This is a genomic window from Streptomyces sp. NPDC021012 (assembly GCF_044333355.1).
Taxonomy (GTDB): domain Bacteria; phylum Actinomycetota; class Actinomycetes; order Streptomycetales; family Streptomycetaceae; genus Streptomyces.
In genome coordinates this window covers 1-20,872 of sequence record NZ_JBIRQU010000028.1, presented here as the reverse complement: position 1 = coordinate 20,872, position 20,872 = coordinate 1, and the positions used below count along the sequence as shown (strand labels likewise).

Sequence of the window (20,872 nt, the reverse complement as noted above, 5' to 3'; positions counted from 1 at the left end):
GGCGAGGGAGACGGACCATCCCCGCAGGCGCGGGGAGCAGCCACACCTGGAGTGGGACAACTTCCTGGACCGGGGACCATCCCCGCAGGCGCGGGGAGCAGACTCCGTGGCCTGCAGTTCTACCGCCCACTCACCCCCACTTGAACCACTTCCATCGAAACCAGCAAACCAGGCGCCCCTCCCCCAGAATCGACCCAACCCCGCACAGGCACGGGGAGCAGGATGACGCCGACCGATGACTGTACGACTCGGCGGGGCCATCCCCGCGGGTGCGGGGAGCAGCTTTCCCGCACCCGCAGGCACCATGCAGGACTGGGGACCATCCCCGCGCAAGCGGGGAGCAGCCCAACGGGTACATGATCGGCGCGCCGTCGATGGGGCCATCCCCGCGGGTGCGGGGAGCAGGACAAGGCACTCAAGGTCGGCCGGATGCGCCTGGGACCATCCCCGCGGGTGCGGGGAGCAGACGGCCCGAGGCCGCTTCACCCGGTCGAGCGCGGGACCATCCCCGCGGGTGCGGGGAGCAGGAGGAGCCGCCCGTGCGGGTGACGGTGACGTCGGGACCATCCCCGCGGGTGCGGGGAGCAGATCTTCCCGGTGAAGGCCTTGACCTTGTCCCAGGGACCATCCCCGCGGGTGCGGGGAGCAGGCGTACATGGCGACGTGGTTCCCGGGGCCGGGGGGACCATCCCCGCGGGTGCGGGGAGCAGTCGTGCCAGGGCTGACCGCATTCGGGGCACGCGGGACCATCCCCGCGGGTGCGGGGAGCAGCCCGCTGGTACGCCGCCCTGTCCCCGCTCGCCGGGACCATCCCCGCGAAGGCGGGGAGCAGAAGAGGTTCACCACACGGTACTGAACCGTGCCGGGAACATCCCCGCGCGAGCGGGGAGCAGCCGATAGCACTCAGGCGCTTCGCGACGAGCGCGGAAACATCCCAGCGGGCGCAGGGAGCAGTTCTGGGCCAGGCCCGCCCGAATCGTGCCCGAGAGACCATCCCCGCGTAGGCGGGGAGCAGTTCTCCCGGCCCTGCAAGGCGTGTGGAACGTCGGGACCATCCCCGTGGGAGGGGGGAGCAGTCAATGTCGGTGTACATGAGCGAGCCGACACCGGGACCATCCCCGTGCAGGCGGGGAGCAGAACACGACCTCCAGGTACTGGGCCCGGTCGCCGGGACCATCCTCGCGGGTGCGGGGAGCACAAGTCCTCGACTCCCCGACCTCAGCCCCCAGGGGAACATCCCCGCGGGTGCGGGGAGCAATCATGGTAAGCGCGGCGGTAAGCACACCTCAGGCATGGCCAGTACACCGGGCAGCACTCACCACACCCCACACAGCGACCGAAGCGACGAGCACACGGACCCTCTCTCGCGGGTGCCGGGAGCAGCGGGCCAGCTGGATCGTGGAGCACGGGCGCGAAGGACCATCCCGCGGGTACGGAGAGCAGTACGGGATCGTGGAGCTCTGTCCGGGGAAATGGGGACCATCCCCGCGGACGCGGAGAGCAGGGATGCCCCGGGCTGGGCTTCCGCCAACTTGAAGTCGCAGGTCAAAGGGCTGGTATGACCGGTTCTCGGGGTGCTCGTGCTGGTCGTGGGCGGGAGCCCACGGAGGAGATCATCCGTCAGCGGTTGGCTCGAGGTTCGTCAGGACGAGCAGAGCGCGCAGGAGGCGGGTGGCGCGGGCGGGGTCGGTGCGGAGTTTGGTGAGGGTCCGCCAGTTCTTGAGGTGGGCGAAGCCGTGCGCGTCCGACGGCGAGGACGCGGTTGGCGGTCTTCTGGCCTGGGGTGAGCTTGTGGGTGCGGGTGGCGGTGTAGCCGGTGATGATCACGGGGTCGAGGATGTCGTTGTCCAGGCCGCGGAAGCCGAGGCCGGCGGCGCGCAGGTGGGCCAGGATGTGGTCGTGGCGGGCGGCGGTGTTGTCGTGGGTGCGGCCGGGCCGGGCAGCCGATATCCAGATCAGACGCCCGTTCTCGTCGGTCAGGGCGAGGAAGTGCAGGCCGTGGCTGCGGTGCTTGCCGGAGTAGTTCCGTCGGTCGGCCTTGCCGGTGCGGCGCCGGGTGCGGATGAGGGTGCCGTCGATCAGGACCGCCTGCCCGCCCTGCTTGACGGCCTTCTTCAGGGCGCGGTCCAGGCGCGGGGCCTGGGCGGAGAGCAGTCCGATCAGCTCGTCGCGCCAGCGGCGGACGGTGGATTCGGACATGTCGTTGCCGCCGGCCATGTCGGCCAGGCGCTGGTCGTGGCGCAGTACGGCCAAGACGATCACCGCGCTCTTCCCCGGCGGCAGGATCCGCCACCTGGACCGAATCGTTTTCAGATGGCGCCTGAGCAGATCGGCGAGGTGGCTGACGGTGCGCGTGGACAGCGGCAGCCGGCACCCGTAGACAAGCGAGCAGGTGTCCTCAGCGCGCTCTTTGCTATTCGTCACACAATCCCAACGGCCGCCGAGGGCAACCCGGTTACGCCCGCGCCGGTCCGCTCCGAATAGGGGCTTTCCTGGTCACAGGCGGGTGGTGAACCGGCCGTCGGGCAGCTTGCGGAGCCAGCCGCGATCGACGAGTCTGACCAGCTTGCTGCGTAGCGGTTCCAGCTTGGTCTTCACGCTGACGTCCACCCCCACCGCTTCGCCGACCTCGCGGGCCCTGACCGGTCCGGCGGCCTGTCGCACGGCGGTGATGATGCGCTGGTAGTCCCACGGGGGCGCGTCCTCCTCCACTCCCGGCCCGCGGTGCGGGATCAGCATCACAGCACGGCCGCCCACCTGCCCGGGTACCGGCCTGGCGGAGGCGCGTTCCTCGGCGAGCTGCCCGGTCATCCGTTCAAGGACGCTTTCAGCGACTGCGAGTTCGTCCCGTTCGGCCCGCACTTCCGCCAGCTGTTTGGCCAGCTGTTCTTCGGGTTCGTCCAGTTCCGCGCGCCGCGCGGTGATCCGTTCCAGTAACTCGGGATCCAGCATGCACCGGATCGTAGAGGGCCATCCGGCCCCAGCGGGTAGGAACTGGAATGCGCTTACGCTCCAAATTGAATGGTGACAAAGCGGCTCGTCATGAGTGCGCCCAGGGCAGACGAACCGCCTCGATTTCAAAGTCGTTCAGCAACGCGTTAATGAGGGCCGGGGGTCCGGCGATCTTGGTGGCCCACAGGTCGTAGTCGGTGCACAGGACCCAGGAGCGGTCATCGGCCCAGAGATTGGACGGGCTGAAGTCTGCTTCGGACTGGTCGTACAGGAGCTCGGCGTCGCCGAGCCGACCCGCATGCACGTGGAGGTTGTCGAAGTCGGTGGCTCCGAGCATCAGCGGGTTGTAGTAGGCCAGGCAGCGGGTGTCGGGACCCGCAGGGCTGTACTGGGTGAGGATGGTGATCAGCCGGTTCCAGGTCTCCCGGTCCAGGCTCCCCTCGGTCGGCGGGATCATGCCCAGCGGCCAGCTGCCCTCCTTCTTCGCCGAGGGAAAGCAACGGTAGGAGGGCATCAGCCCGTCGGGCACGGCCGGGTCGCCGGTCCTCCGGGCGAGTTCGGCCCAGCGCAGCCGTCGCCAGCCGGGGCCCGGGTGCTGGGCGCGGCCCAGCCCTCCTCCTGTGGCGACGCCCACGGCATCGAGGTCGATGCCCGCGACGATGTGGGGCAGGGTGCTCCCGTCGGCCAGACGTGCCTGGTGGTACTCGTGGTACGACACATCGGCCGGCCCCTGCTCGTGCTCGTACATGGCGTTGAGCACCCACACCGCGTCAGGCATCGCCGGAGGCATGAACCCGGTCAAGCCGTCGCCACACAGCTCCAGCAGCCAGTCGGTGGCCCCAGGCGGCACGAGCGGCCACAGGCTGGACATCGGGTTCGGTTCCTCGGACATCCGCTCATGGTCCCAGGCGCGAATCCGCCCTTCCGCGAGGGGCCGACATAACGAGACGTACCTCAAGAACCGACAGCCGAGCGCTGGCAAACGATCTACACCACAGACAACCGCCCACGACCAGCACGAGTACCCGGAGGACCGGGCACACCAACCCTTTGACCTGCGACTTCAAGTTGGCGGAGGCTCACGGGCAGCCAGGGCAGGAATTTGGACATCAGCCCCATGACCGATCCCGCGCGGGGCACCGGGGCGTGCGGTACGAAGCCCGTGCTGTCCAGGAGACTGCTGACGTGGAAGGCACCGCGGAACCCGAAGGCGCGGGAGAGATGGCTGCCGACCTCGGCGGTCAGCCGCTGCAACCGCTCCCTGTCGGCCAGCGCGGGGTCGAAGTGGGTGGAGCAGCCCGCGAAGCGGAGGTGTTCGCCCTGCCGGAAGAGCAGTGACGGTCTCGAGCAGCAGCTGGAAGCAGGTGATCTCGTTGGTCTTCTCACCCGCGTCGAGCTGGGCCAGGACCAGACCGCGGACGTGGCCGCATGCAGCGAGCAGATGAATCTTCCTCCCTATGGACCTGGCCGCTTCGCGCAGGCCCTTGCCGTCGACCGCCAGACCGCGCAGTTGACCGTCGGTGCCGGTGCGCCGGTCGGCCAGCCAGCGACCCACCATCCGGTCCAACGCGTCGCCGTCGATACGGCCCAGCAGCCGCCGCATCGGCACCGTCGTCCAGGCCGTCCACACCCTCCCGATCTGCAGCTATGCAGGATGAAAGACGCTCAGTGGCTGCCTCTCCACCTCTCAGCCCACCCATCCACCTGGGAAAACGGCCTGAGAGCCTCCCAGGCACGGCCTCACCACCGACCACGGATGCGGCCCACTCACCACAGCGGGCAGACACCGCCGGCCCACCCGAACACCCCTGAACGACCTGGAGCAGCAAGACGACACGCATGTACGAGGAAACGCAGCCCCAGGACCCTCCCCAGCGCCCCACCCCGCCACCGGGATCACCCCACACAAGCGAGGAGCAGACGGAGTACGAGCCCTTCCTTGAGGCCGGCTTCGGACCATCCCCACGCGAGCGGGGGAACAGCGAATGGTGTTCGGCCTGTTCAAGATCCTCGGCTACAACTTCAGCCCGCGGTTCCGCGCCCTGGACGACCAGCGGTTCTGGCGGGCCACGATGCCCGGCGTCGAGACCGGCACGTACGGCGCGGTGGAAGACCTGGCCCGCAACCGCGTGAACCTGAACAAGGTGATCACGCAGTGGCCGGACATGCTGAAGGTCGCCGGTTCCCTGGTCACCAACCGGGTCCGCGCCTACGACCTGCTCCGCATGTTCGGTCGCGAGGGCCGCCCCACTCCGCTGGGCGCAGCGTTCGCGGAGTACGGGCGGATCGCCAAGACCGAGCACCTGCTGCGCGTGGTCGACCCGGTCGACGACACCTACCGCCGGCAGATGAACCGGCAGCCCACTGTGCAGGAATCCGGCCACAAGCTCGCGCGGGACGTCTGCCACGGCCAGCGCGGCACCATCCATCAGGCGTACCGCGACGGGATGGAGGACCGGCTCGGCGCGCTCGGCCTGGTTCTCAACACCATCGTGCTGTGGACCACCCGCTACATCGACGCCGCCGTCGACCAGCTGAAGGTCGAGGGCCAGGAGATCCGCGACGAGGACATCGTCCGGCTCTCCCCGCTCAAGCACAGGAACCTGAACCTACTCGGCCGATACAGCTTCACTGCCAGGGTCCAGCCGCCGGCGCCCTGCGCCCGCTGCGCGACCCGGACGCGTCTGAGCTGGACGAAGACGACGGCACCGGAGACTGACAGGCGGCTGTGGACGGTGCCAGCGCGCCCGCCCTGCCGGACGCGCGGGATGGGCGTTGCAGTGGGAGTCAGCTCAGGCGTCCGCCGGGGCAGCCGTAGGGGTCGATCTCGTTGATGCGGGCTAGCGAGCAAGCCCCGCGCGGCCCACGGCTGCGCTGGTTCGGGAGGGGTCAGTGGCGGGTGGTGGCGACGGTGAGCCCGAGGCCGATCAGCGCGATGCCGCCCGCGCCGCCGATCATCGACAGGCGCCGGTCGGAGCCGGCGAACCAGGTTCGGGCCGCCGAGGCGCCCAGGCCCCAGACGGTGTCGCAGACCAGGCCGATCCCGGCCGGGATCAGGCCAAGGACCATCATCTGCAGCGGGATGTTCCCCACGTCAGGGTTCACGAACTGCGGCAGGACCGCGGTGAAGAAGACCAGGCCCTTGGGGTTCGTGGCGCCCACCAGCAGGCCGTCCAGGACGGTGCGCAGATCACCGCGCTGTTCGCCCTCCCCGGTCGTCAGGTCGGCGCGCAGCTGGCCACGGTGGCGGTACGCCTGGACGCCAAGGTAGACGAGGTAGACGGCGCCGGCCAGCTTCACGGCGGTGAACACGGTGGTCGAGCTCTGGACAAGGGCGCCGACGCCGAGGGCGACGGCAAGGACGAGGGCGTAGCCGCCCAGGAGGTTGCCCAGGACGGTGGCGAGCGCGGTGCGGCGGCCGTGGGCGAGGGCGCGGCCGACGACGAACAGGACGCTCGGGCCGGGAATCGCGATCACAACGAGGGACATCGCGGCGAACGCCAGAAGGCTTTCGGTACTCACCATGGGCCGGGACTTCCTGATCTGTGCCGCGCAGCCGGTGAAGGGCTGCGCGTGGTGCGAGCTGTGACGAGGGGCGGGCCCGGCGCGCAGGCAAGATGGCTACCGGGAGAGGGCGGCCACCTGGGCGCGGGGGAGGCGGGTCAGGACGGCGGAGTCGATCTGGAGGGTGCGGTCGGCTGATCCGGCGCCGCAGTAGACGGGCCGGTCCGGTTCAGCGGCCGCGGCATCGATCAGGCACGGCACCCCCGGCCGGTGGCTGACCGGCGGCACGCCCCCGGGCACCAGACCCTCCGCGGCGAGCAGGCCGGCGTCCGCCGTGCGCAGCCGGGAACGGCTGGTGCCCAGGACGGCCGCCAGACGGGCGAAGTCCACCCGGTCCTCCGCCCGCAGCGCCACGAGCAACAGCGGGACGTCCGGAGTGGTGAAGGCGAGCGTCTTCACCGCCTGCGACCAGGGGAAAGGCAAGGCCTGGCGCTCGGCGACACTGTGCGCGGCGCCATGCTGGTGGACGGTGTACGGGCAGCCATCCGCGTCCAGCACGGCTTGCCAGGGCGCTTCGGGCGTACTCATGGAGGGGCACCTGCAGCCTTCAGCTCGAAACGGACGGGAGTCGACCTGCAGCCGGACGGCGCGCGGTCTGCTCCTGAGCCTGATCGACGCAGCGGGTTCCGATCAACTGATTGTGAAATCCTGCAATCGTGATCACCCTGCGCTTCGCAGAGACGGCCGAGGAGGACATCGCCTTCTCCGTCTCACCCCTACTCGAAGCCGTCCACTCCTGGCACGTCCTCACCGACCCAGGCCACCACGCCCTGCAAGTCCCCTGGGTCCGGCGGTGCCGCCGCCTGCCCGCCGCCCTGCGCCGGCGCATGCGCGAGTACGACTTCGTCGTGGCCGACCACATCCCCGCCCTCTTCGAAAGCCGCACCGATGATCACGACGCCGACTTCGCGGACCAGCTCGCGGCCGTACGGGACCTGCCGCCCGCTCTGCTGGCCGCCGAACTCGCCAGAACGCTCGTCGACACCACCCGCCACACCGGAGACGACCTCGTCGACGACCCCGCCACCCGCGACGCGGTACTCACCGAGTACCGGGACAGCGACCCCGGCCGGGCGGCACGGCTGGAGGGCATCCTCACCGACCCCCGACCCGTCCTCGACGGCGCGCTCACCGTGCTCGAGGACTACTGGGACGCCGGCTTCGCCCAGGAGTGGGAGCGCATCGAGCCCTCCTTGTACGAGTCGATCGCCCGCTCAGGCGCCCGGATCGCCCACCAGGGCCTGTTCCCGATGCTCCGCACCCTCGCTCCCCAGATCCGCGTGGACCCCGGCCGGCGGACCCTGCGGCTCGACCGTCCGCACGACCACGACATCACCGTCACCCATGAACACCCCGTGACGTTCACCGCCAGCCACTACGTATGGCCCCACGTCCGCGTCACCTGCGACACCCCCTGGCCCATGCGGATCACCTACCCCGCTCTGCCCCTCGCGCCCGCCTCGACCGCCCGCCCCACCAGTCAGAAAGACACCCTCACCGTGCTCCGGGCCCTGGCCGCCGCCCCACGCCTGCAGATCGTCACCCACCTCGCCGCCCAAAGCCGCACCACACAGGAACTCGCCGCCCTCCTAGGCCTGTCCCCCTCCGTGACCTCCCGCCACCTCCATCAACTCACCCAGGCAGGACTCACCACCACCCAGCGCGAGGGCTACTACGTTCTCTACACCCTCGCCCCCGCTCGCCTCGACCAGATTGCAACCACCCTCATCACCCTCGCCCCCAGACCCGAGACCTGAACGAACGCTGTTGCAAGCCCCCACGGGCATCGCCAGAAGCAAGACCTGCGTCGGCAAACGATGGCGAGCACCGGGGCAGCCGCGGCGCCATCCGCACGGCCGTCGCCGACCTCCTACCCGACCACACCGCCAACGAGGAGGACACGCCAGCCCCGAAGCTGCCGGCCACCCTCGCCATGCCGGGCAAAGTCGCCGACTACCTCCGCACCACCGAACCGGAGCCCGCCGAGCGTGCCGCGCTCGACCAGGGGACGACCGTAGGACGCGACCAGGGCTACACCCCGCGCGCCAGCACCGCGCCAGGAGTCCACCGCCAGGACCTTCCCGCGGTCCCGGCCCAGCGCAAGGCCCGCCGCGAGTACGAGAACAGGGTCAGCGCCCTCACACCCTGAACAAGATCGTTCTCACCGACAACCGCTGTACCGATGTTCCCCGAGGCCGGAGACCATCCCCGCGAACGCGGGGAGCAGGCCTTGAAGACGCTGCCGAAGATTTTGCCCACGGGGCCATCCCCGCATACGCGGGGAGCAGTTGGTCGGGACGCACAGGACGGAGGCCGCCCCGGGGCCATCCCCGCATACGCGGGGAGCAGAGCGAGACACCGGCGATCCATGTGCCCTTGGTGGGGCCATCCCCGCGTACGCGGGGAGCAGGACCGGGACACCTCCGAGGAGGACTTCGACGAGGGGCCATCCCCGCGGGCGCGGGGAGCAGCCCAACCCGAGCGAAACGAGCCCCTCGCCGTCGGGGCCATCCCCGCGTACGCGGGGAGCAGAGGAGGTACCCGTGCCGGTGCCCGACGCCCGCGGGAACATCCCCGCGGGCGCGGGGAGCAGTCCCTGTCCGCCGCGTCTGGACGCCGGCTCAGGGGAACATCCCCGCGTACGCGGGGAGCAGAACATCCGAGGCGGGTTCTAGGCCGATCGAGAGGGGCCATCCCCGCGTAGGCGGGGAGCAGAACTTCGGGTCCTTCTGGTACCCGTCGCCATCGGGGCCATCCCCGCGTAGGCGGGGAGCAGGGGCCGGGCTGGCCCGGGGCGGGCGGCGCGTGGGGGCCATCCCCGCGTAGGCGGGGAGCAGACCGCGTCCGCCGACGTCGCTCTGAAGCGGATGGGGCCATCCCCGCGTAAGCGGGGAGCAGACCCCGCTCTACGTGAACGTCGATGCCGCCGGGGGACCATCCCCCGCGGACGCGGGGAGCAGCTGCCCCGGCCGGTCTGGACACCGACCGGGGCGGGATCATCCCCGCAGGTGCGGGGAGCAGGCCTTCACCACCGCCTCGGCCTGGGAGACGGTGGGATCATCCCCGCAGGTGCGGGGAGCAGCCCCCGTTGCTCGATGTGGTTTCCAGGGTGGGGGGATCATCCCCGCAGGTGCGGGGAGCAGGGCAGATCGTGGACGAGAGCTGTTCCCGGGTCGGGATCATCCCCGCAGGTGCGGGGAGCAGGTCAGGCCCGGAATCGGAGAATCCCCGGTTCCGGGATCATCCCCGCAGGTGCGGGGAGCAGCTGCATGCCGAACTCACCGAGCAGCTTTGGGTGGGATCATCCCCGCAGGTGCGGGGAGCAGGTTGCGTTCGTCGGTCCGTTCGTCGCCGCGCTGGGATCATCCCCGCAGGTGCGGGGAGCAGGTCCTGGAGCGGGACGCCTACCCGCCCTGGATGGGATCATCCCCGCAGGTGCGGGGAGCAGCGCAGGTGCTGCCGACCCTGCTTCCTCACTCATGGATCATCCCCGCAGGTGCGGGGAGCAGCGCTTGTAGCCGGGGGTGTGGGACAGCTGGGTGGGATCATCCCCGCAGGTGCGGGGAGCAGGGCAAGAGCAGCCTCGGCAACGTGATCGGCAAGGGATCATCCCCGCAGGTGCGGGGAGCAGCGAACCTCGGCCAGGGCGTCCCAGGCGTCGCCGGGATCATCCCCGCAGGTGCGGGGAGCAGGCTCCGTGACCTGCAGTTCTATCTCACGAACAGCACCACCCAAACCACTTTCACCGAAACCGGCAAAACGGATCCCCCTCCCCCAGTACCGAACCAAGCCCTGCGCCGGCGAGACGGCCATCAGACATCCGGGATACATCCCCGTGGACGCGGGGAGCAGCCGTTGCCTCGGGCGAGCCGGACGTGTTGGTGGGACCATCCCCGCGAATGCAGGGAGCAGATGTGGGTGGCACGGACCTGGACGCACAGCTCGGGGCCATCGCCGCGCGAGCGGGGAGCAGCCCGCGTCGAGTATCAGGAGATCTGACTTGCCGGGGCCATCCCCGCGTACGCGGGGAGCAGTTGGCCTCGACGCCCTCGACGATCCAGCGCTCGGGAACATCCCCGCGTACGCGGGGAGCAGCTGGCCGTCGCGCTGTGGGCGGCCGGCACCTGGGGAACATCCCCGCGTACGCGGGGAGCAGACTCGGTACGGCTCCAGCAGCTGCAGCACCCGGGGAACATCCCCGCGTACGCGGGGAGCAGAGGAAGAACAGCAGCACTGCTTCGATCTGCTCGGGAACATCCCCGCGTACGCGGGGAGCAGGGCTTGCCGTCGTGCGTCCACGTGATCCTGAAGGGAACATCCCCGCGTACGCGGGGAGCAGGACCGGGCGGGGCAGGACAGCAGTGCCGGCCGGGGAACATCCCCGCGTACGCGGGGAGCAGCGCGGCCAAGAGCTGGGCTTCGATCAGCTCCAGGGAACATCCCCGCGTACGCGGGGAGCAGGCCTCGTTGCTCGCGAACCCGGCGGCGTCGACGGGAACATCCCCGCGTACGCGGGGAGCAGCCTTCCGCGGTCGCTCCCCGCAGGACTGCCGGGGGAACATCCCCGCGTACGCGGGGAGCAGGACGCGTACGTCACGGTCGCGGAGGTCGGGGTGGGAACATCCCCGCGTACGCGGGGAGCAGAAGGGCTTCGGCGGGGTCCGGCACGTCGCCGAAGGAACATCCCCGCGTACGCGGGGAGCAGACGATCCAAGGGCTGGTCGCTCCGGAGACAGGGGGAACATCCCCGCGTACGCGGGGAGCAGCCGAGCGCAACGATCCGGCGCCCGACCTGTTCGGGAACATCCCCGCGTACGCGGGGAGCAGGAGCTGCCCGCGGTCCCGGGACAGAAGTTCTGGGGAACATCCCCGCGTACGCGGGGAGCAGCGATCTCTTCGTCTCCGTCGACAGGCCGCTGGGGGAACATCCCCGCGTACGCGGGGAGCAGTCGGCCATCTCCTCGTGTCCGCTGGTCTCGACGGGAACATCCCCGCGTACGCGGGGAGCAGTCCTCTACACCCTCACCGCGATGCCCGCCGACGGGGAACATCCCCGCGTACGCGGGGAGCAGAACGGAGGGGGCCGTACCGGGCGCATCGGCTCGGGAACATCCCCGCGTACGCGGGGAGCAGATTAGGTCCGGGGCCTTCTCTGCCTGCCGACGGGGAACATCCCCGCGTACGCGGGGAGCAGACTCCGTGACCTGCAGTTCTACCCCACCAACAACACCACCCGAACCACTTTCACCGAAACCGGCAAACCAGACACCCCTCCCCCACAACCGACCCACCCCATGCCGGCACAGGGAGCAGGACGACGCCGACCGATGACTGTACGACCCGGTGGGACCATCCCCACGCGAGCGGGGAGCAGAGCGACCGGGCCCCGACCACGGACCAGTGGTGGGGACCATCCCCGCGGGTGCGGGGAGCAGAGCGGGGCGGTGGGTGCGGCCGGTACGGGGCCGGGACCATCCCCGCGGGTGCGGGGAGCAGGCTGACGGGATCGGAGACGGGCGGCTGACGGCGGGACCATCCCCGCGGGTGCGGGGAGCAGGACCCGCTCGAAGGCGGCGTGCATCACGTCGAGGGACCATCCCCGCGGGTGCGGGGAGCAGTCCGGCGACAGGTACACGACGCCGGAGCCGATGGGACCATCCCCGCGGGTGCGGGGAGCAGGCAGCGATACCGGGCAATCCGCAGAGGCACGGGGGACCATCCCCGCGGGTGCGGGGAGCAGGTCCAGGGCAGGGCGGCGGCCAGGGCCCGGATGGGACCATCCCCGCGGGTGCGGGGAGCAGCGGATGTGGTCCTCGGTGGCGAACCTGTCGATGGGACCATCCCCGCGGGTGCGGGGAGCAGCGGAGCGTCGTGCCCGCGTAGATGACATTCGGGTGGACCATCCCCGCGGGTGCGGAGAGCAGATCGTCTCCGGGTTCCCCGCGAGGATCCAGCTGGGACCATCCCCGCGGGTGCGGAGAGCAGGATGTGTGGCAGGACCGTGTGGCGGGCCGGCGGGGACCATCCCCGCGGGTGCGGGGAGCAGGTTTCGGATGAGGTCCGTTGCACCCCAATGCAGGGGACCATCCCCGCGGGTGCGGGGAGCAGCCCTCCCGCAGGTAGTAATCCTGCAGCTTCACGGGACCATCCCCGCGGGTGCGGGGAGCAGATCAGCCGCTCGCCCTCGGGGTTCACCACCAGGGGACCATCCCCGCGGGTGCGGGGAGCAGTTGTCCTCGCCGCCCCGGACGATAACCCAGCGGGGACCATCCCCGCGGGTGCGGGGAGCAGTTGGGATTCTGCAAGATCAGGTTGGCCGCCATGGGACCATCCCCGCGGGTGCGGGGAGCAGCTGCTCCCCTCCGTTGCGCCGATGACCTCGGCGGGACCATCCCCGCGGGTGCGGGGAGCAGGGATCTCACAGTGGTCATCGGGGGTCGCTGCCGGGACCATCCCCGCGGGTGCGGGGAGCAGGGTCCTTTCGTCGCCTGGGCTGTCCGCAGCAAGGGACCATCCCCGCGGGTGCGGGGAGCAGTCACCCGCCTTCCCCGTCCAATACGCGTGGTCAGGACCATCCCCGCGGGTGCGGGGAGCAGCCGGTCAGCGCGAGGACCACCACGGTGAGCGTCGGACCATCCCCGCGGGTGCGGGGAGCAGACTCCGTGACCTGCAGTTCTACCCCACGCGCAACCCCATCTGGACCACTTTCACTGAAACCGGCAAAACAGACACCCCTCCCCAGTGCCGAACCAACCCCGCGGACGCGGGGGGACAAACTGAGCCCGAGCCGGCCGTAGCAGGTGGCGCGGGACCATCCCCGTGCGAGCGGGGAGCAGCTGAGTGCCGGAGCCCGCGCCGGTTCGGGGTGGGACCATCCCCGCAGACGCAGGGAGCAGTCAGGTTACGCTGCGGGGGCAAACGCCGGGTCGGGGCCGTCCCCGCGCAGGCGGAGAGCAGTGGGTGCGTGAGCGCGAGGTACTCCTATAGATCGTCAGCCGGACTGCGAGGTCCATAGGATGCGATCGTGGCTCGGTTTGATGAGGTCAAGGCGACGTTCTGGGGCGAGGGCCTGTACGGGGTTCAGCCACCGTTGACCGACGCGGTCGTTCAGGATGCCGAACGTCAGCTCGGTGTCCGTCTGCCGACCTCGTTGCTGGAGATCCTGTGGGTCCAGAACGGCGGCCTGGTGGCGGAGCTGTGGAACGCGTTCCCGACCGATGTGCCGACGTCGTGGAGCAAGAACCACGTGCCGCTCGACGACATGATGGGCATCGGCCGTCACGACGACCGACTTTCATTGCTGGATTCACCCTACTTGGTCCAGGAGTGGGGCCTTCCGTCTCCTCTGGTTCTGCTCTCCGGTGATGGCCACTGCTGGATCGCTCTCGACTACCGGGCATGCGGAGAGCGCGGGGAGCCGTCCGTGACGTGGTTCGACGTGGACACCGACACGGAACTCCCACTGGCGACAAACTTCCAGACGTTCATCGAGCGGCTGACTGCGGCCCAGTCCTTCGACCTTGATGACGCGGACGACAGCCGGCCGACGTCATGATCCGGCACCGGTCGAGCCTGTGGCTTTGCAGGTGAGTTTCAGGTTCTGACACAGATCTCACCCACGCAGCCACGAGACCATCCCCGCGGGAGCGGGGAGCAGTGGCAGGTCGAGCGGTTGCCGCTCGGTGCGAAGGGACCATCCCCGCGCGAGCAGGCAGGTGGCGGCCCCTTCGAAGCCGGATTCGGCGACCATCCGGTCGGTGTGGGTGGGTACATCCTCCAGGGGCAGCTCGGGCCGGAACAGGGCGCGCAGCATCGAGTGGTAGTGGCTCATGGCGACCGCGGTCTCCACGCCGTATCCCATGACGTCGCCGATGACGAGCAGGTTGCCTCCACCGGCCATCGGCAGCAGGTCGAACCAGTCGCCGCCCACCATCGCGCTGTCGTGCGCCGGCAGATAGCGCGAGGCCGTCTCCAGGGTGAGGTGTGGGCTCGACGGCTCACTCAGCAGTGCCTGCTGCAGTTCCAGGGCCATGGTGAGCTCCCGGGCGTACTGCAGGGCGCGCTGGTGGGGATCGACAGGTCGGGGCGGATCTACTCGAAGGACTCGCCGTTCGCGCGGCGACGGAGCACGGTGTGCCCCACAGCGGAACGCCTGTTCGGCCAAACGCACTGCGCTGGCCGGTGTCGGCATCGTACGCTGGCGGCATGGACTCGGCAGCAGGTGCTTTAGCCGCGCACGGCGATGATCCGTTCAACCGGGAGTCGCTGCTCATCGAACTCCTGCTGTCTCGGGCCCTCGGCGACGGAGAACCCCACCGGGCCGGGTCTCTGAACGTCCAAGCGGGAGCCGTGCGGCAACGCGCTGACGCGATCGCGGTCCGCGAAGGTCCCCCCGCCGCCAGGGAACTGCTGCGCCAGGAGGCCGACCGGTACGCCCAGTGGATGCGCGCGGCCGGCCTCGGTCTCCTGAGAGCCGGCGGCGCGGACGACCACCGGCTGTCCGAGACCCTGCACGCCCACTGGTCACATCTGGCCCTGTCGGCCATACGGTACGGGATGGAGGCAGGCGTACCGCCCGAGGTGCTCGCGCACGAAGCATCTCTGGTCCTCGCCGTCGGCCGAGGCGACGTGGAACGCACCGCAGCGACGCAGGTGTTCGAGTATGCGTACCGGGCACTAGGACGACCGGAGCTCGCCCTGTCCGTTCTCGTGCGTGAACCGGCCCCCACCGATCCCGCCGAACGCTTCCTCCTCGTCATCGATGTCGCGCGTGCGGTGTTCGCGACCGGCCGGACCCGGTACCTGGCCGACCTGCTCGCGTTCGACGACTGGCCCTGCGATCCCACGGGGCTGGGTCAGGCCATGGTGTCCCAACTCGTCGACCGGGCCTTCCCCACCAGGGAGGAGCTGGCCGCACGCCATCGCACCCGCCAGAGGGCCTTCGAGAACAACGACTGGGCCACTCTGCGCGAACTCGCCCTGTTCGATGTGATGTGGTTACAGGACGACCCGAAGCTGATGCTCGCTCTGTCAGCCATCCTGAAGATGAACGGAGCCCAGGGACAGGCCGACCTCGCCGCGGCTGCCGCCCGGTTGATGGCGGAACGGGGACCCCGATGAGTTCCGTCTACGACAAGTTCTTGGCATCTCACTCCGCCACCGATCTGGCGCTCGTCCACCTGGGCGAGGACACGCTCAGCTTCCCGCACCTCGTGGAGCCCGAACTCCTCGTCCCGCTCCACTACGTCCGCGACGCCCCGGTCGGCTCCACCCTGACCTGGCAGGTACTGTGCGTCGCCGCTTGGGAGGCCGTCGACCCCGTCGGCCGCTACGGTACGGGGCCGGCCTTCGGGGCGCAGGTCCTCGCCGCGCTCGGCGGGAACCCGCACCGGGCCGAGGCCGACCCGCGGCGCCATCTGCGGCTCGCGCTCAGTGCGCTCGAATCCTTCCGAGGCAAGGACCTTCCACGGCATTCGGGCCGCGCCTACCTGCAACTGGGCAACGCGCTGCGCTCGTACGGCCGGCCATCGGACGCGCTGGAGGCGTACGAGCGCGGCCGTGCTCTGCTGGAACGCGCCGGCGACGACCACGGACTGCACTCCGCCCACGCCCGGCTGTCCGTGGCCCTGGCGGGGGCCGGACTCATCGAGCAGTCACTGCTGCATGCCGAGTGGGGACAGCAGGTCGGACTGCGAGTGGCTTCGGGCACGTCCTCACCCGGCCGGAACCACACCGCGAACCTGCTGCACCATCGCAAGGTCCGTGCCTTGACGCTCCTCGGGTTCTGTACGGATGCGGACCAGGCCCTGGACACCTGGCGTCGCACGGCTACCGGCGGATACGTCTTCGACCTCCTGGAGACGACGGCCCAGCTGAGGCTCCGGCAGGGTCAGCAGGAGGAGGCCCTCGAAGCGTTCGTGAGCGCCATCGACCATCGGTTCACGATGCTCGAGCCGCCCTCGTGGGCAGGCCGCAACCACTATCTGACCTACAGCACACAGATGCTCGGCGAGGCTTTGGGCCTGGCGTGGCACACCGGGCGCCTCGACCTGGTCGTCGGCATCCTCGCCGCCCTCGCCACGCACAGGCCGCCCCCAGCGGGCGCCCCCCTTCCGGCGAACGAGGCACTGCGGGCTCTCGACGCGCAGGTGGCGGAGCTCGCCCGAAAGGCCACGGGCGCCACGGTGGCGGGCGACCTCGACGCCCTGACCGCCCATGATGACCGCGCCCGCATCCTCCTGGAGAACCGGGACGAGGTGATGCACGGACTGGCCGGTGCCTCCGGACCTCGGCACAGGACGACGGTCGAGGAGCTGTCCCTCAGCGTGCCCGCGGCGGTCCGGCCCGGCGAGCTCCTCTTGATCTACACGCTCTCTTCCACGGACCAGGTCGGGGTCATATCGGTCGCCGACGGCGCGATCGAGTACCGGACGGTCGGCCTCGGCGCGGCCGAGGCCGAGGAGCTGGCAGCCGCGGCGCACGAGGAGTGCGTCCGCCGAACCGAGCCGCACCATCTCCACCGTCTCGGCGAGGCCCTGCTGGCGCCGGTCCATGATCTCCTGTCGGGCGCCGGCCGAATCCTGATCATGGCCCAAGGGGCACTCGCCGACTTCCCCTTCCACGCCGCGCCGTTCCGGGGCCGCCCGCTCGTGGCGAGTGCGGAGGTGAGGGCACTGCCGTCCCTCGCACCGCTTCGCGCACCCGGTGCCGCCGCACCCGACCCCGGTTCGGGAGAACCGTCGTACCGGGCCGTGGTCGCCGCGGTCGGGCAGCCGCGCTACGAACTCGTGCCCGCGCTCCCTGCCCTTCGGAGCGAAGTCGAGGCCGTGAGCGAGGCGTTCCCGCCGGCGAGGGAACTCTACGAGGACGAGGCGACCGCCGGTGCGCTGAGTGCTGCCCTGAGTACGTGCGATGTGCTGCACGTCGCCGGGCACGCGACGTTCGACGCCGCGCGCCCGAACCTGGCGCACATCCTCTTGGCAGACCGACCGCTGTTCGCGTTCGAGGTCGCCTGCGCCGCGCGCGTCCCGCGCTTGGTGAACCTGAGCGGTTGCCGCGCCGGCGCCGAGCGGCGGGGCGTCGGCGGCGAGGGCGAGGGGCTGGCGTCCGCGTTCCTCGCCGCGGGTGCCGAGATGGTGGTCGCCCCCCTGTGGCCCGTGCGCGACGATGCCGCGCTGGCCTTCAACTCTGCGCTGTACGCAGCCCTTGCACGGCCGAACGCCCAGTGGGGGGCGGCCGTACACAGTGCCCGGCTCGCCGTGCTCGCACGGCCTGAGTTCGCTCATCCGGGATTGTGGGGCGCATTCACCGTGTCAGGAAGACTGTGACGAGAACAGCTGTGGGGACACATGTACCGGATGGGGATGGGCATGGAGATCGCAGGCGCGAACACGTGACCGAGGACGGGCGCGCAGAACACCGGAACGCCGAAGAGCAGTGTGAAAGAGAGCGCGCGGAGTACCCGGGAGAGAGCCAAATTCCGATCGGCGATGCTCCGCCGCCCGACCGCGACTCCGCGATGCCGTCGGGCCTGCCCGGGCACCCGCTCACCTCCTTGCTGTTCAGCTGTGTGGTACATGGTGAGGACAAGGCTGTCGAGTACTACGACCCGCAGGACCCGCCGGTGTGCAGCCACGGCGACCTGATGGTTCGCAAAGCCCGGTGAACACGCTCCTGGAGACGGGTCTCGGTGCCGCCGAACGGCTGTTGGGCTCCCGGTTCATGCTCGCGGTGCTGCTGCCGGTGCTACTCGCGGTGGGCGCCACCGCGGCTGTGGTTCTCGCGGCGACGGGCCACACCCTGGGGGACGCGCTGCGCGCATGGCAGACCTACGGTGCGGCCGCCCAGCTCCTCGCAGCCTTGGCCGCCGTACTCGCACTGGTGGGGGTGGCCTACGTACTCGCTTTGTTCCAGCTGCCGTTGCTGCGCACCCTTGAGGGCTACTGGCCGGAGGGCGGCGGCATCGGCGCCCTGACTGATCGCCGCTGCGCGCTTCAGCGCCGCCGCGCGACGAGGGCCTGGCGCAGGGTGGACGCACTGCACGCAGCGCAACAGCCGACGCGAGCGTCGGCGCTCGCTTCACGGCTCCTGGCCGCCTACCCGCCCAGATCACGCCTGGCCTACGGATGCCTGCCCACCGCGCTGGGCAACCGGATGCGCGCCGCCGAGTACTACGCCCTGGAGCGCTACGGCATCGACTCCGTGATCATCTGGCCCCGCTTGTACCCGCTGCTCCCACCCGAGTCCGCGGCCAGGATCTCGGCCGCCCGCACCGGCCTCGACGGCCCGGTCAGCGTGCTCGCGCTCGCATCACTCTTCGGCACCGTCTGGCCGCTGGTGCTCTTCGTGGGTGGCGATCACCCGGCGCTCGCGACCCTGACCATGCTCGGCCTGCCGGTCGCCTGGATCGCCTACCGCGCGGCGCTGCAGGCCGCGTCCTCGTACGGCACGGAGATCTGTGTCGCCTTCGACCTGCACCGGCACCTCTTGCTGCGCCACCTGGAGATCCCTGTGCCGACGAATCCTGCCGTGGAGCGGCTGCTGTGGGACGACCTTGCCCAGTTCTACCACCGCAACGTCCCCTTGCCCGCGCAGCTGTCGCCTTCGTCGGCACCGTCAGCACCGCCGGCCCGTATCCAGCAGGCCTCAGCGGGCACGGCTCCCGCGACTCCAAGCCCATCCGATCCGACGGCGAGCCTTTGACGAGACACGTACGTAGGGAGTGGCGTACGAAGAGGGTGGCTTTATAGGTGAGTTTCAGGAGATCATCCCCGCGTACGCGGGAAGCAGAACCTTGGGTATCAACCAGCTTGACGGGCACCGGGATCATCCCCGCGTGCGCGGGAAGCAGACTCCGTGACCTGCAGTTCTACCCCACCAACAACACCACCCGAACCACTTTCACCGAAACCGGCAAACCAGACACCCCTCCCCCGATGCCAAACCAACCCCGCGAACGCCGAGAGCAACCGGTCCGCCGCATCGCTCCACGCGGACGCCAGGGGCCATCCCCCCGCGGGAACGGAGTGCAGTTCTGCAGACCGTTCCGCACGGCTACAGCGATCCCTCCGTCGTGGCCGTTGATCTTGCAGCGGCCGGATTCACCGTTGAGGAAGGGCTGGAGCTCGCACTGGAGGGCTGGGCCGCGTCGACGGCAGATGTCGCCGCCGGGTTTCTCGCCGGTACGCCGATGCACCCGGCCATCGAGCAGCGCGGAGAACATGTGGCTGTTGTCCGGACCACCGTCGCCGAGGATATGACCGCCCGTCTGGGTCGGGGGCCGGTCTCTGCGCTGATGACGACGTACGTTTTCCTCGGCGCGGTCTGGACGTGGGATGCGCTTGTATCGGGGATGGCTGAGCTGTTTTCGACACGGACGCCTCACATGGTTCCTGGCGCGGACGTCTGGCACCACAAGTAGTTCATGAACGTAGGCCAGCGTGGGACCTCTCCGGCAGCAGCCTTCGTCGCCTCCGCGTCAGCAGATGAAGTACTCGCTTACGGCGAATCCTCCACGGCGCCTGGACCGGCGATGTCGGGCCGACCCACGGGGGCCTCGAACGGAAGTGTCATGACAGACCTACCGGATCCACGGCATGATTCACGCAGGTAGCAGTACGTCGGGGTGGGAAGTGGGGGCTGTTCGTGGGTGGGGGCTCGCGCGCGAGGATATCGGGCGGGATCGAATACGGACCGCTGCCGCCGCGCTCGGTCTGGGGGCTGCGATGCCAGTTCTATCTGCAGTGGATCTATCTTCCTATGGGTCTCGCCGTGGTAGTCGTATCGCTCTTCGCCGGTGGCGGCGGGACACCGTTGTTCGGCAGCGCGCGGAAGGGCGTGCCGAAGGATCCGTACGGTGACAGCGTGTTGCTGTCCCGGCGCCAGTACCAGCTGGAGCTGAACGGCACGCCCGAGCAGTGGCGGGAGCGTGCGGGCTTCGCCCTGCGGCGGGCCATCGCACGAGGTTCCCAGGGGCCTGACGAGACGATCTCGCTTCCCGTCAGTGCCTACCGAGGACTGGGGCTTGAGGGGCTCGATGAGCTGGCCGGCGCGCTGGGCTGGCGTCTCGATCGGAAACATCTGCGGTTCGGGGCGGTGGCCCTCAAGCCGGTGTCTGCGCCTCATTGACGTTCGGCGAGACCGACTCGCCGCCCAGAGCCGGTGGTGTGCTGCAGGGTTGTCGGTACAGGGCGTACCGGCCAGAACGGCTCGTAGGTTTCTTCAGCCATTCGGCGGGACTCGCTTCCAGGCGCGGGGCAGCCTGGCTTTATCGAGCAGTTGTGGGTTCTGGCACAGATCTTGGGGAGCCGTCGCGGAGCGTTACCTCGGTGTTCGATTGCGAGGGACTGGCTCGTGC

General features: G+C 70.0%; 16 protein-coding genes, 1 pseudogene and 4 CRISPR repeat arrays. Of the genes and pseudogenes, 11 read left to right on the top strand and 6 right to left on the bottom strand.

Going from position 1 to position 20,872, the window contains the following annotated elements; genetic code table 11:
- Window positions 1–253: 253 nt before the first annotated feature.
- A CRISPR array of direct repeats spans window positions 254–1,258; the repeat unit is 29 nt; unit sequence GGGACCATCCCCGCGGGTGCGGGGAGCAG.
- A gap of 362 nt (window positions 1,259–1,620) precedes the next feature.
- From ACH4TP_RS40085 to ACH4TP_RS40075, 3 genes are all read right to left on the bottom strand, one after another.
- Window positions 1,621–2,262: a transposase family protein gene (locus tag ACH4TP_RS40085; protein ID WP_398440695.1), complete on the bottom strand. Its 642-nt coding sequence runs from the start codon at window positions 2,260–2,262 to the stop codon at window positions 1,621–1,623.
- Window positions 2,263–2,496: 234 nt separating this feature from the next.
- The gene (locus ACH4TP_RS40080) at window positions 2,497–2,952 is read right to left on the bottom strand and encodes a hypothetical protein (protein ID WP_398440694.1); all 456 of its coding nucleotides are present in this window, start codon (window positions 2,950–2,952) and stop codon (window positions 2,497–2,499) included.
- A gap of 88 nt (window positions 2,953–3,040) precedes the next feature.
- A complete protein-coding gene (locus ACH4TP_RS40075; protein WP_398440693.1) occupies window positions 3,041–3,844 on the bottom strand; it encodes a hypothetical protein in 804 nt (267 codons plus the stop codon).
- A gap of 293 nt (window positions 3,845–4,137) precedes the next feature.
- On the opposite strand from ACH4TP_RS40075, the gene ACH4TP_RS40070 reads away from it, so the two are divergent.
- Entirely contained in the window at window positions 4,138–4,290 is a 153-nt protein-coding gene (locus ACH4TP_RS40070) for a hypothetical protein (protein ID WP_398190703.1), read from the top strand.
- Window positions 4,291–4,937: 647 nt separating this feature from the next.
- Window positions 4,938–5,671, top strand: a pseudogene (locus tag ACH4TP_RS40065) (Tn3 family transposase); the annotation flags it as partial.
- 170 nt (window positions 5,672–5,841) lie between these two features.
- Here ACH4TP_RS40065 and ACH4TP_RS40060 read toward each other — a convergent pair.
- Both ACH4TP_RS40060 and ACH4TP_RS40055 read right to left on the bottom strand, forming a co-directional pair.
- Window positions 5,842–6,477 carry a LysE family translocator gene (locus ACH4TP_RS40060; RefSeq protein WP_398190699.1) on the bottom strand — a complete coding sequence of 212 codons (636 nt, stop codon included), beginning with the start codon at window positions 6,475–6,477 and terminating at the stop codon, window positions 5,842–5,844.
- Between the two features lie 96 nt (window positions 6,478–6,573).
- Window positions 6,574–7,044, bottom strand: coding sequence for an aminoacyl-tRNA deacylase (locus ACH4TP_RS40055; RefSeq protein ID WP_398440692.1), 471 nt, complete (start codon window positions 7,042–7,044; stop codon window positions 6,574–6,576).
- Window positions 7,045–7,172: 128 nt separating this feature from the next.
- On the opposite strand from ACH4TP_RS40055, the gene ACH4TP_RS40050 reads away from it, so the two are divergent.
- The 3 genes from ACH4TP_RS40050 (at window position 7,173) to ACH4TP_RS40040 (ending at window position 14,071) form a co-directional block, all read left to right on the top strand.
- Complete coding sequence (locus tag ACH4TP_RS40050) at window positions 7,173–8,273, top strand: DUF5937 family protein (protein WP_398440691.1); 1,101 nt, start codon at window positions 7,173–7,175, stop codon at window positions 8,271–8,273.
- A 176-nt stretch (window positions 8,274–8,449) separates the two neighbouring features.
- Window positions 8,450–8,665 carry a hypothetical protein gene (locus tag ACH4TP_RS40045; protein ID WP_398440690.1) on the top strand — a complete coding sequence of 72 codons (216 nt, stop codon included), beginning with the start codon at window positions 8,450–8,452 and terminating at the stop codon, window positions 8,663–8,665.
- Window positions 8,666–8,714: 49 nt separating this feature from the next.
- Window positions 8,715–10,208: a CRISPR direct-repeat array (repeat unit 29 nt; unit sequence GGGATCATCCCCGCAGGTGCGGGGAGCAG).
- Between the two features lie 131 nt (window positions 10,209–10,339).
- A CRISPR array of direct repeats spans window positions 10,340–11,710; the repeat unit is 29 nt; unit sequence GGGAACATCCCCGCGTACGCGGGGAGCAG.
- 151 nt (window positions 11,711–11,861) lie between these two features.
- Window positions 11,862–13,173: direct repeats of the CRISPR family, unit length 28 nt; unit sequence GGACCATCCCCGCGGGTGCGGGGAGCAG.
- Between the two features lie 367 nt (window positions 13,174–13,540).
- Window positions 13,541–14,071, top strand: coding sequence for an SMI1/KNR4 family protein (locus ACH4TP_RS40040; RefSeq protein WP_398440689.1), 531 nt, complete (start codon window positions 13,541–13,543; stop codon window positions 14,069–14,071).
- A 57-nt stretch (window positions 14,072–14,128) separates the two neighbouring features.
- On the opposite strand, the gene ACH4TP_RS40035 is transcribed toward ACH4TP_RS40040, so the two are convergent.
- Window positions 14,129–14,548, bottom strand: a complete 420-nt coding sequence (locus ACH4TP_RS40035; protein WP_398440688.1) for a PP2C family protein-serine/threonine phosphatase — start codon at window positions 14,546–14,548, stop codon at window positions 14,129–14,131.
- A 173-nt stretch (window positions 14,549–14,721) separates the two neighbouring features.
- On the opposite strand from ACH4TP_RS40035, the gene ACH4TP_RS40030 reads away from it, so the two are divergent.
- The 6 genes from ACH4TP_RS40030 (at window position 14,722) to ACH4TP_RS40005 (ending at window position 20,643) form a co-directional block, all read left to right on the top strand.
- Entirely contained in the window at window positions 14,722–15,636 is a 915-nt protein-coding gene (locus ACH4TP_RS40030; protein ID WP_398440687.1) for a hypothetical protein, read from the top strand.
- Window positions 15,637–15,656: 20 nt separating this feature from the next.
- Entirely contained in the window at window positions 15,657–17,843 is a 2,187-nt protein-coding gene (locus tag ACH4TP_RS40025) for a CHAT domain-containing protein (RefSeq protein WP_398440686.1), read from the top strand.
- Window positions 17,844–17,908: 65 nt separating this feature from the next.
- Entirely contained in the window at window positions 17,909–18,181 is a 273-nt protein-coding gene (locus ACH4TP_RS40020; protein WP_398440685.1) for a hypothetical protein, read from the top strand.
- The gene (locus tag ACH4TP_RS40015) at window positions 18,178–19,218 is read left to right on the top strand and encodes a hypothetical protein (protein WP_398440684.1); all 1,041 of its coding nucleotides are present in this window, start codon (window positions 18,178–18,180) and stop codon (window positions 19,216–19,218) included. Before ACH4TP_RS40020 ends, ACH4TP_RS40015 begins: the two co-directional genes overlap by 4 nt.
- A 370-nt stretch (window positions 19,219–19,588) precedes the next feature.
- Window positions 19,589–19,936: a hypothetical protein gene (locus ACH4TP_RS40010; RefSeq protein WP_398440683.1), complete on the top strand. Its 348-nt coding sequence runs from the start codon at window positions 19,589–19,591 to the stop codon at window positions 19,934–19,936.
- A 338-nt stretch (window positions 19,937–20,274) separates the two neighbouring features.
- Window positions 20,275–20,643, top strand: coding sequence for a hypothetical protein (locus tag ACH4TP_RS40005; RefSeq protein WP_398440682.1), 369 nt, complete (start codon window positions 20,275–20,277; stop codon window positions 20,641–20,643).
- The last annotated feature ends 229 nt before the right edge of the window (window positions 20,644–20,872 follow it).

Excerpts from the sequence above, each read along its gene's own strand:
- ACH4TP_RS40080 (WP_398440694.1), bottom strand. The coding sequence starts at position 2,952 with ATGCTGGATCCCGAGTTACTGGAACGGATCACCGCGCGGCGCGCGGAA.
- ACH4TP_RS40075 (WP_398440693.1), bottom strand. The coding sequence starts at position 3,844 with ATGTCCGAGGAACCGAACCCGATGTCCAGCCTGTGGCCGCTCGTGCCG.
- ACH4TP_RS40060 (WP_398190699.1), bottom strand. The coding sequence starts at position 6,477 with ATGGTGAGTACCGAAAGCCTTCTGGCGTTCGCCGCGATGTCCCTCGTT.
- ACH4TP_RS40055 (WP_398440692.1), bottom strand. The coding sequence starts at position 7,044 with ATGAGTACGCCCGAAGCGCCCTGGCAAGCCGTGCTGGACGCGGATGGC.
- ACH4TP_RS40045 (WP_398440690.1), top strand. The coding sequence starts at position 8,450 with ATGCCGGGCAAAGTCGCCGACTACCTCCGCACCACCGAACCGGAGCCC.
- ACH4TP_RS40035 (WP_398440688.1), bottom strand. The coding sequence starts at position 14,548 with ATGGCCCTGGAACTGCAGCAGGCACTGCTGAGTGAGCCGTCGAGCCCA.
- ACH4TP_RS40030 (WP_398440687.1), top strand. The coding sequence starts at position 14,722 with ATGGACTCGGCAGCAGGTGCTTTAGCCGCGCACGGCGATGATCCGTTC.
- ACH4TP_RS40005 (WP_398440682.1), top strand. The coding sequence starts at position 20,275 with ATGGGTCTCGCCGTGGTAGTCGTATCGCTCTTCGCCGGTGGCGGCGGG.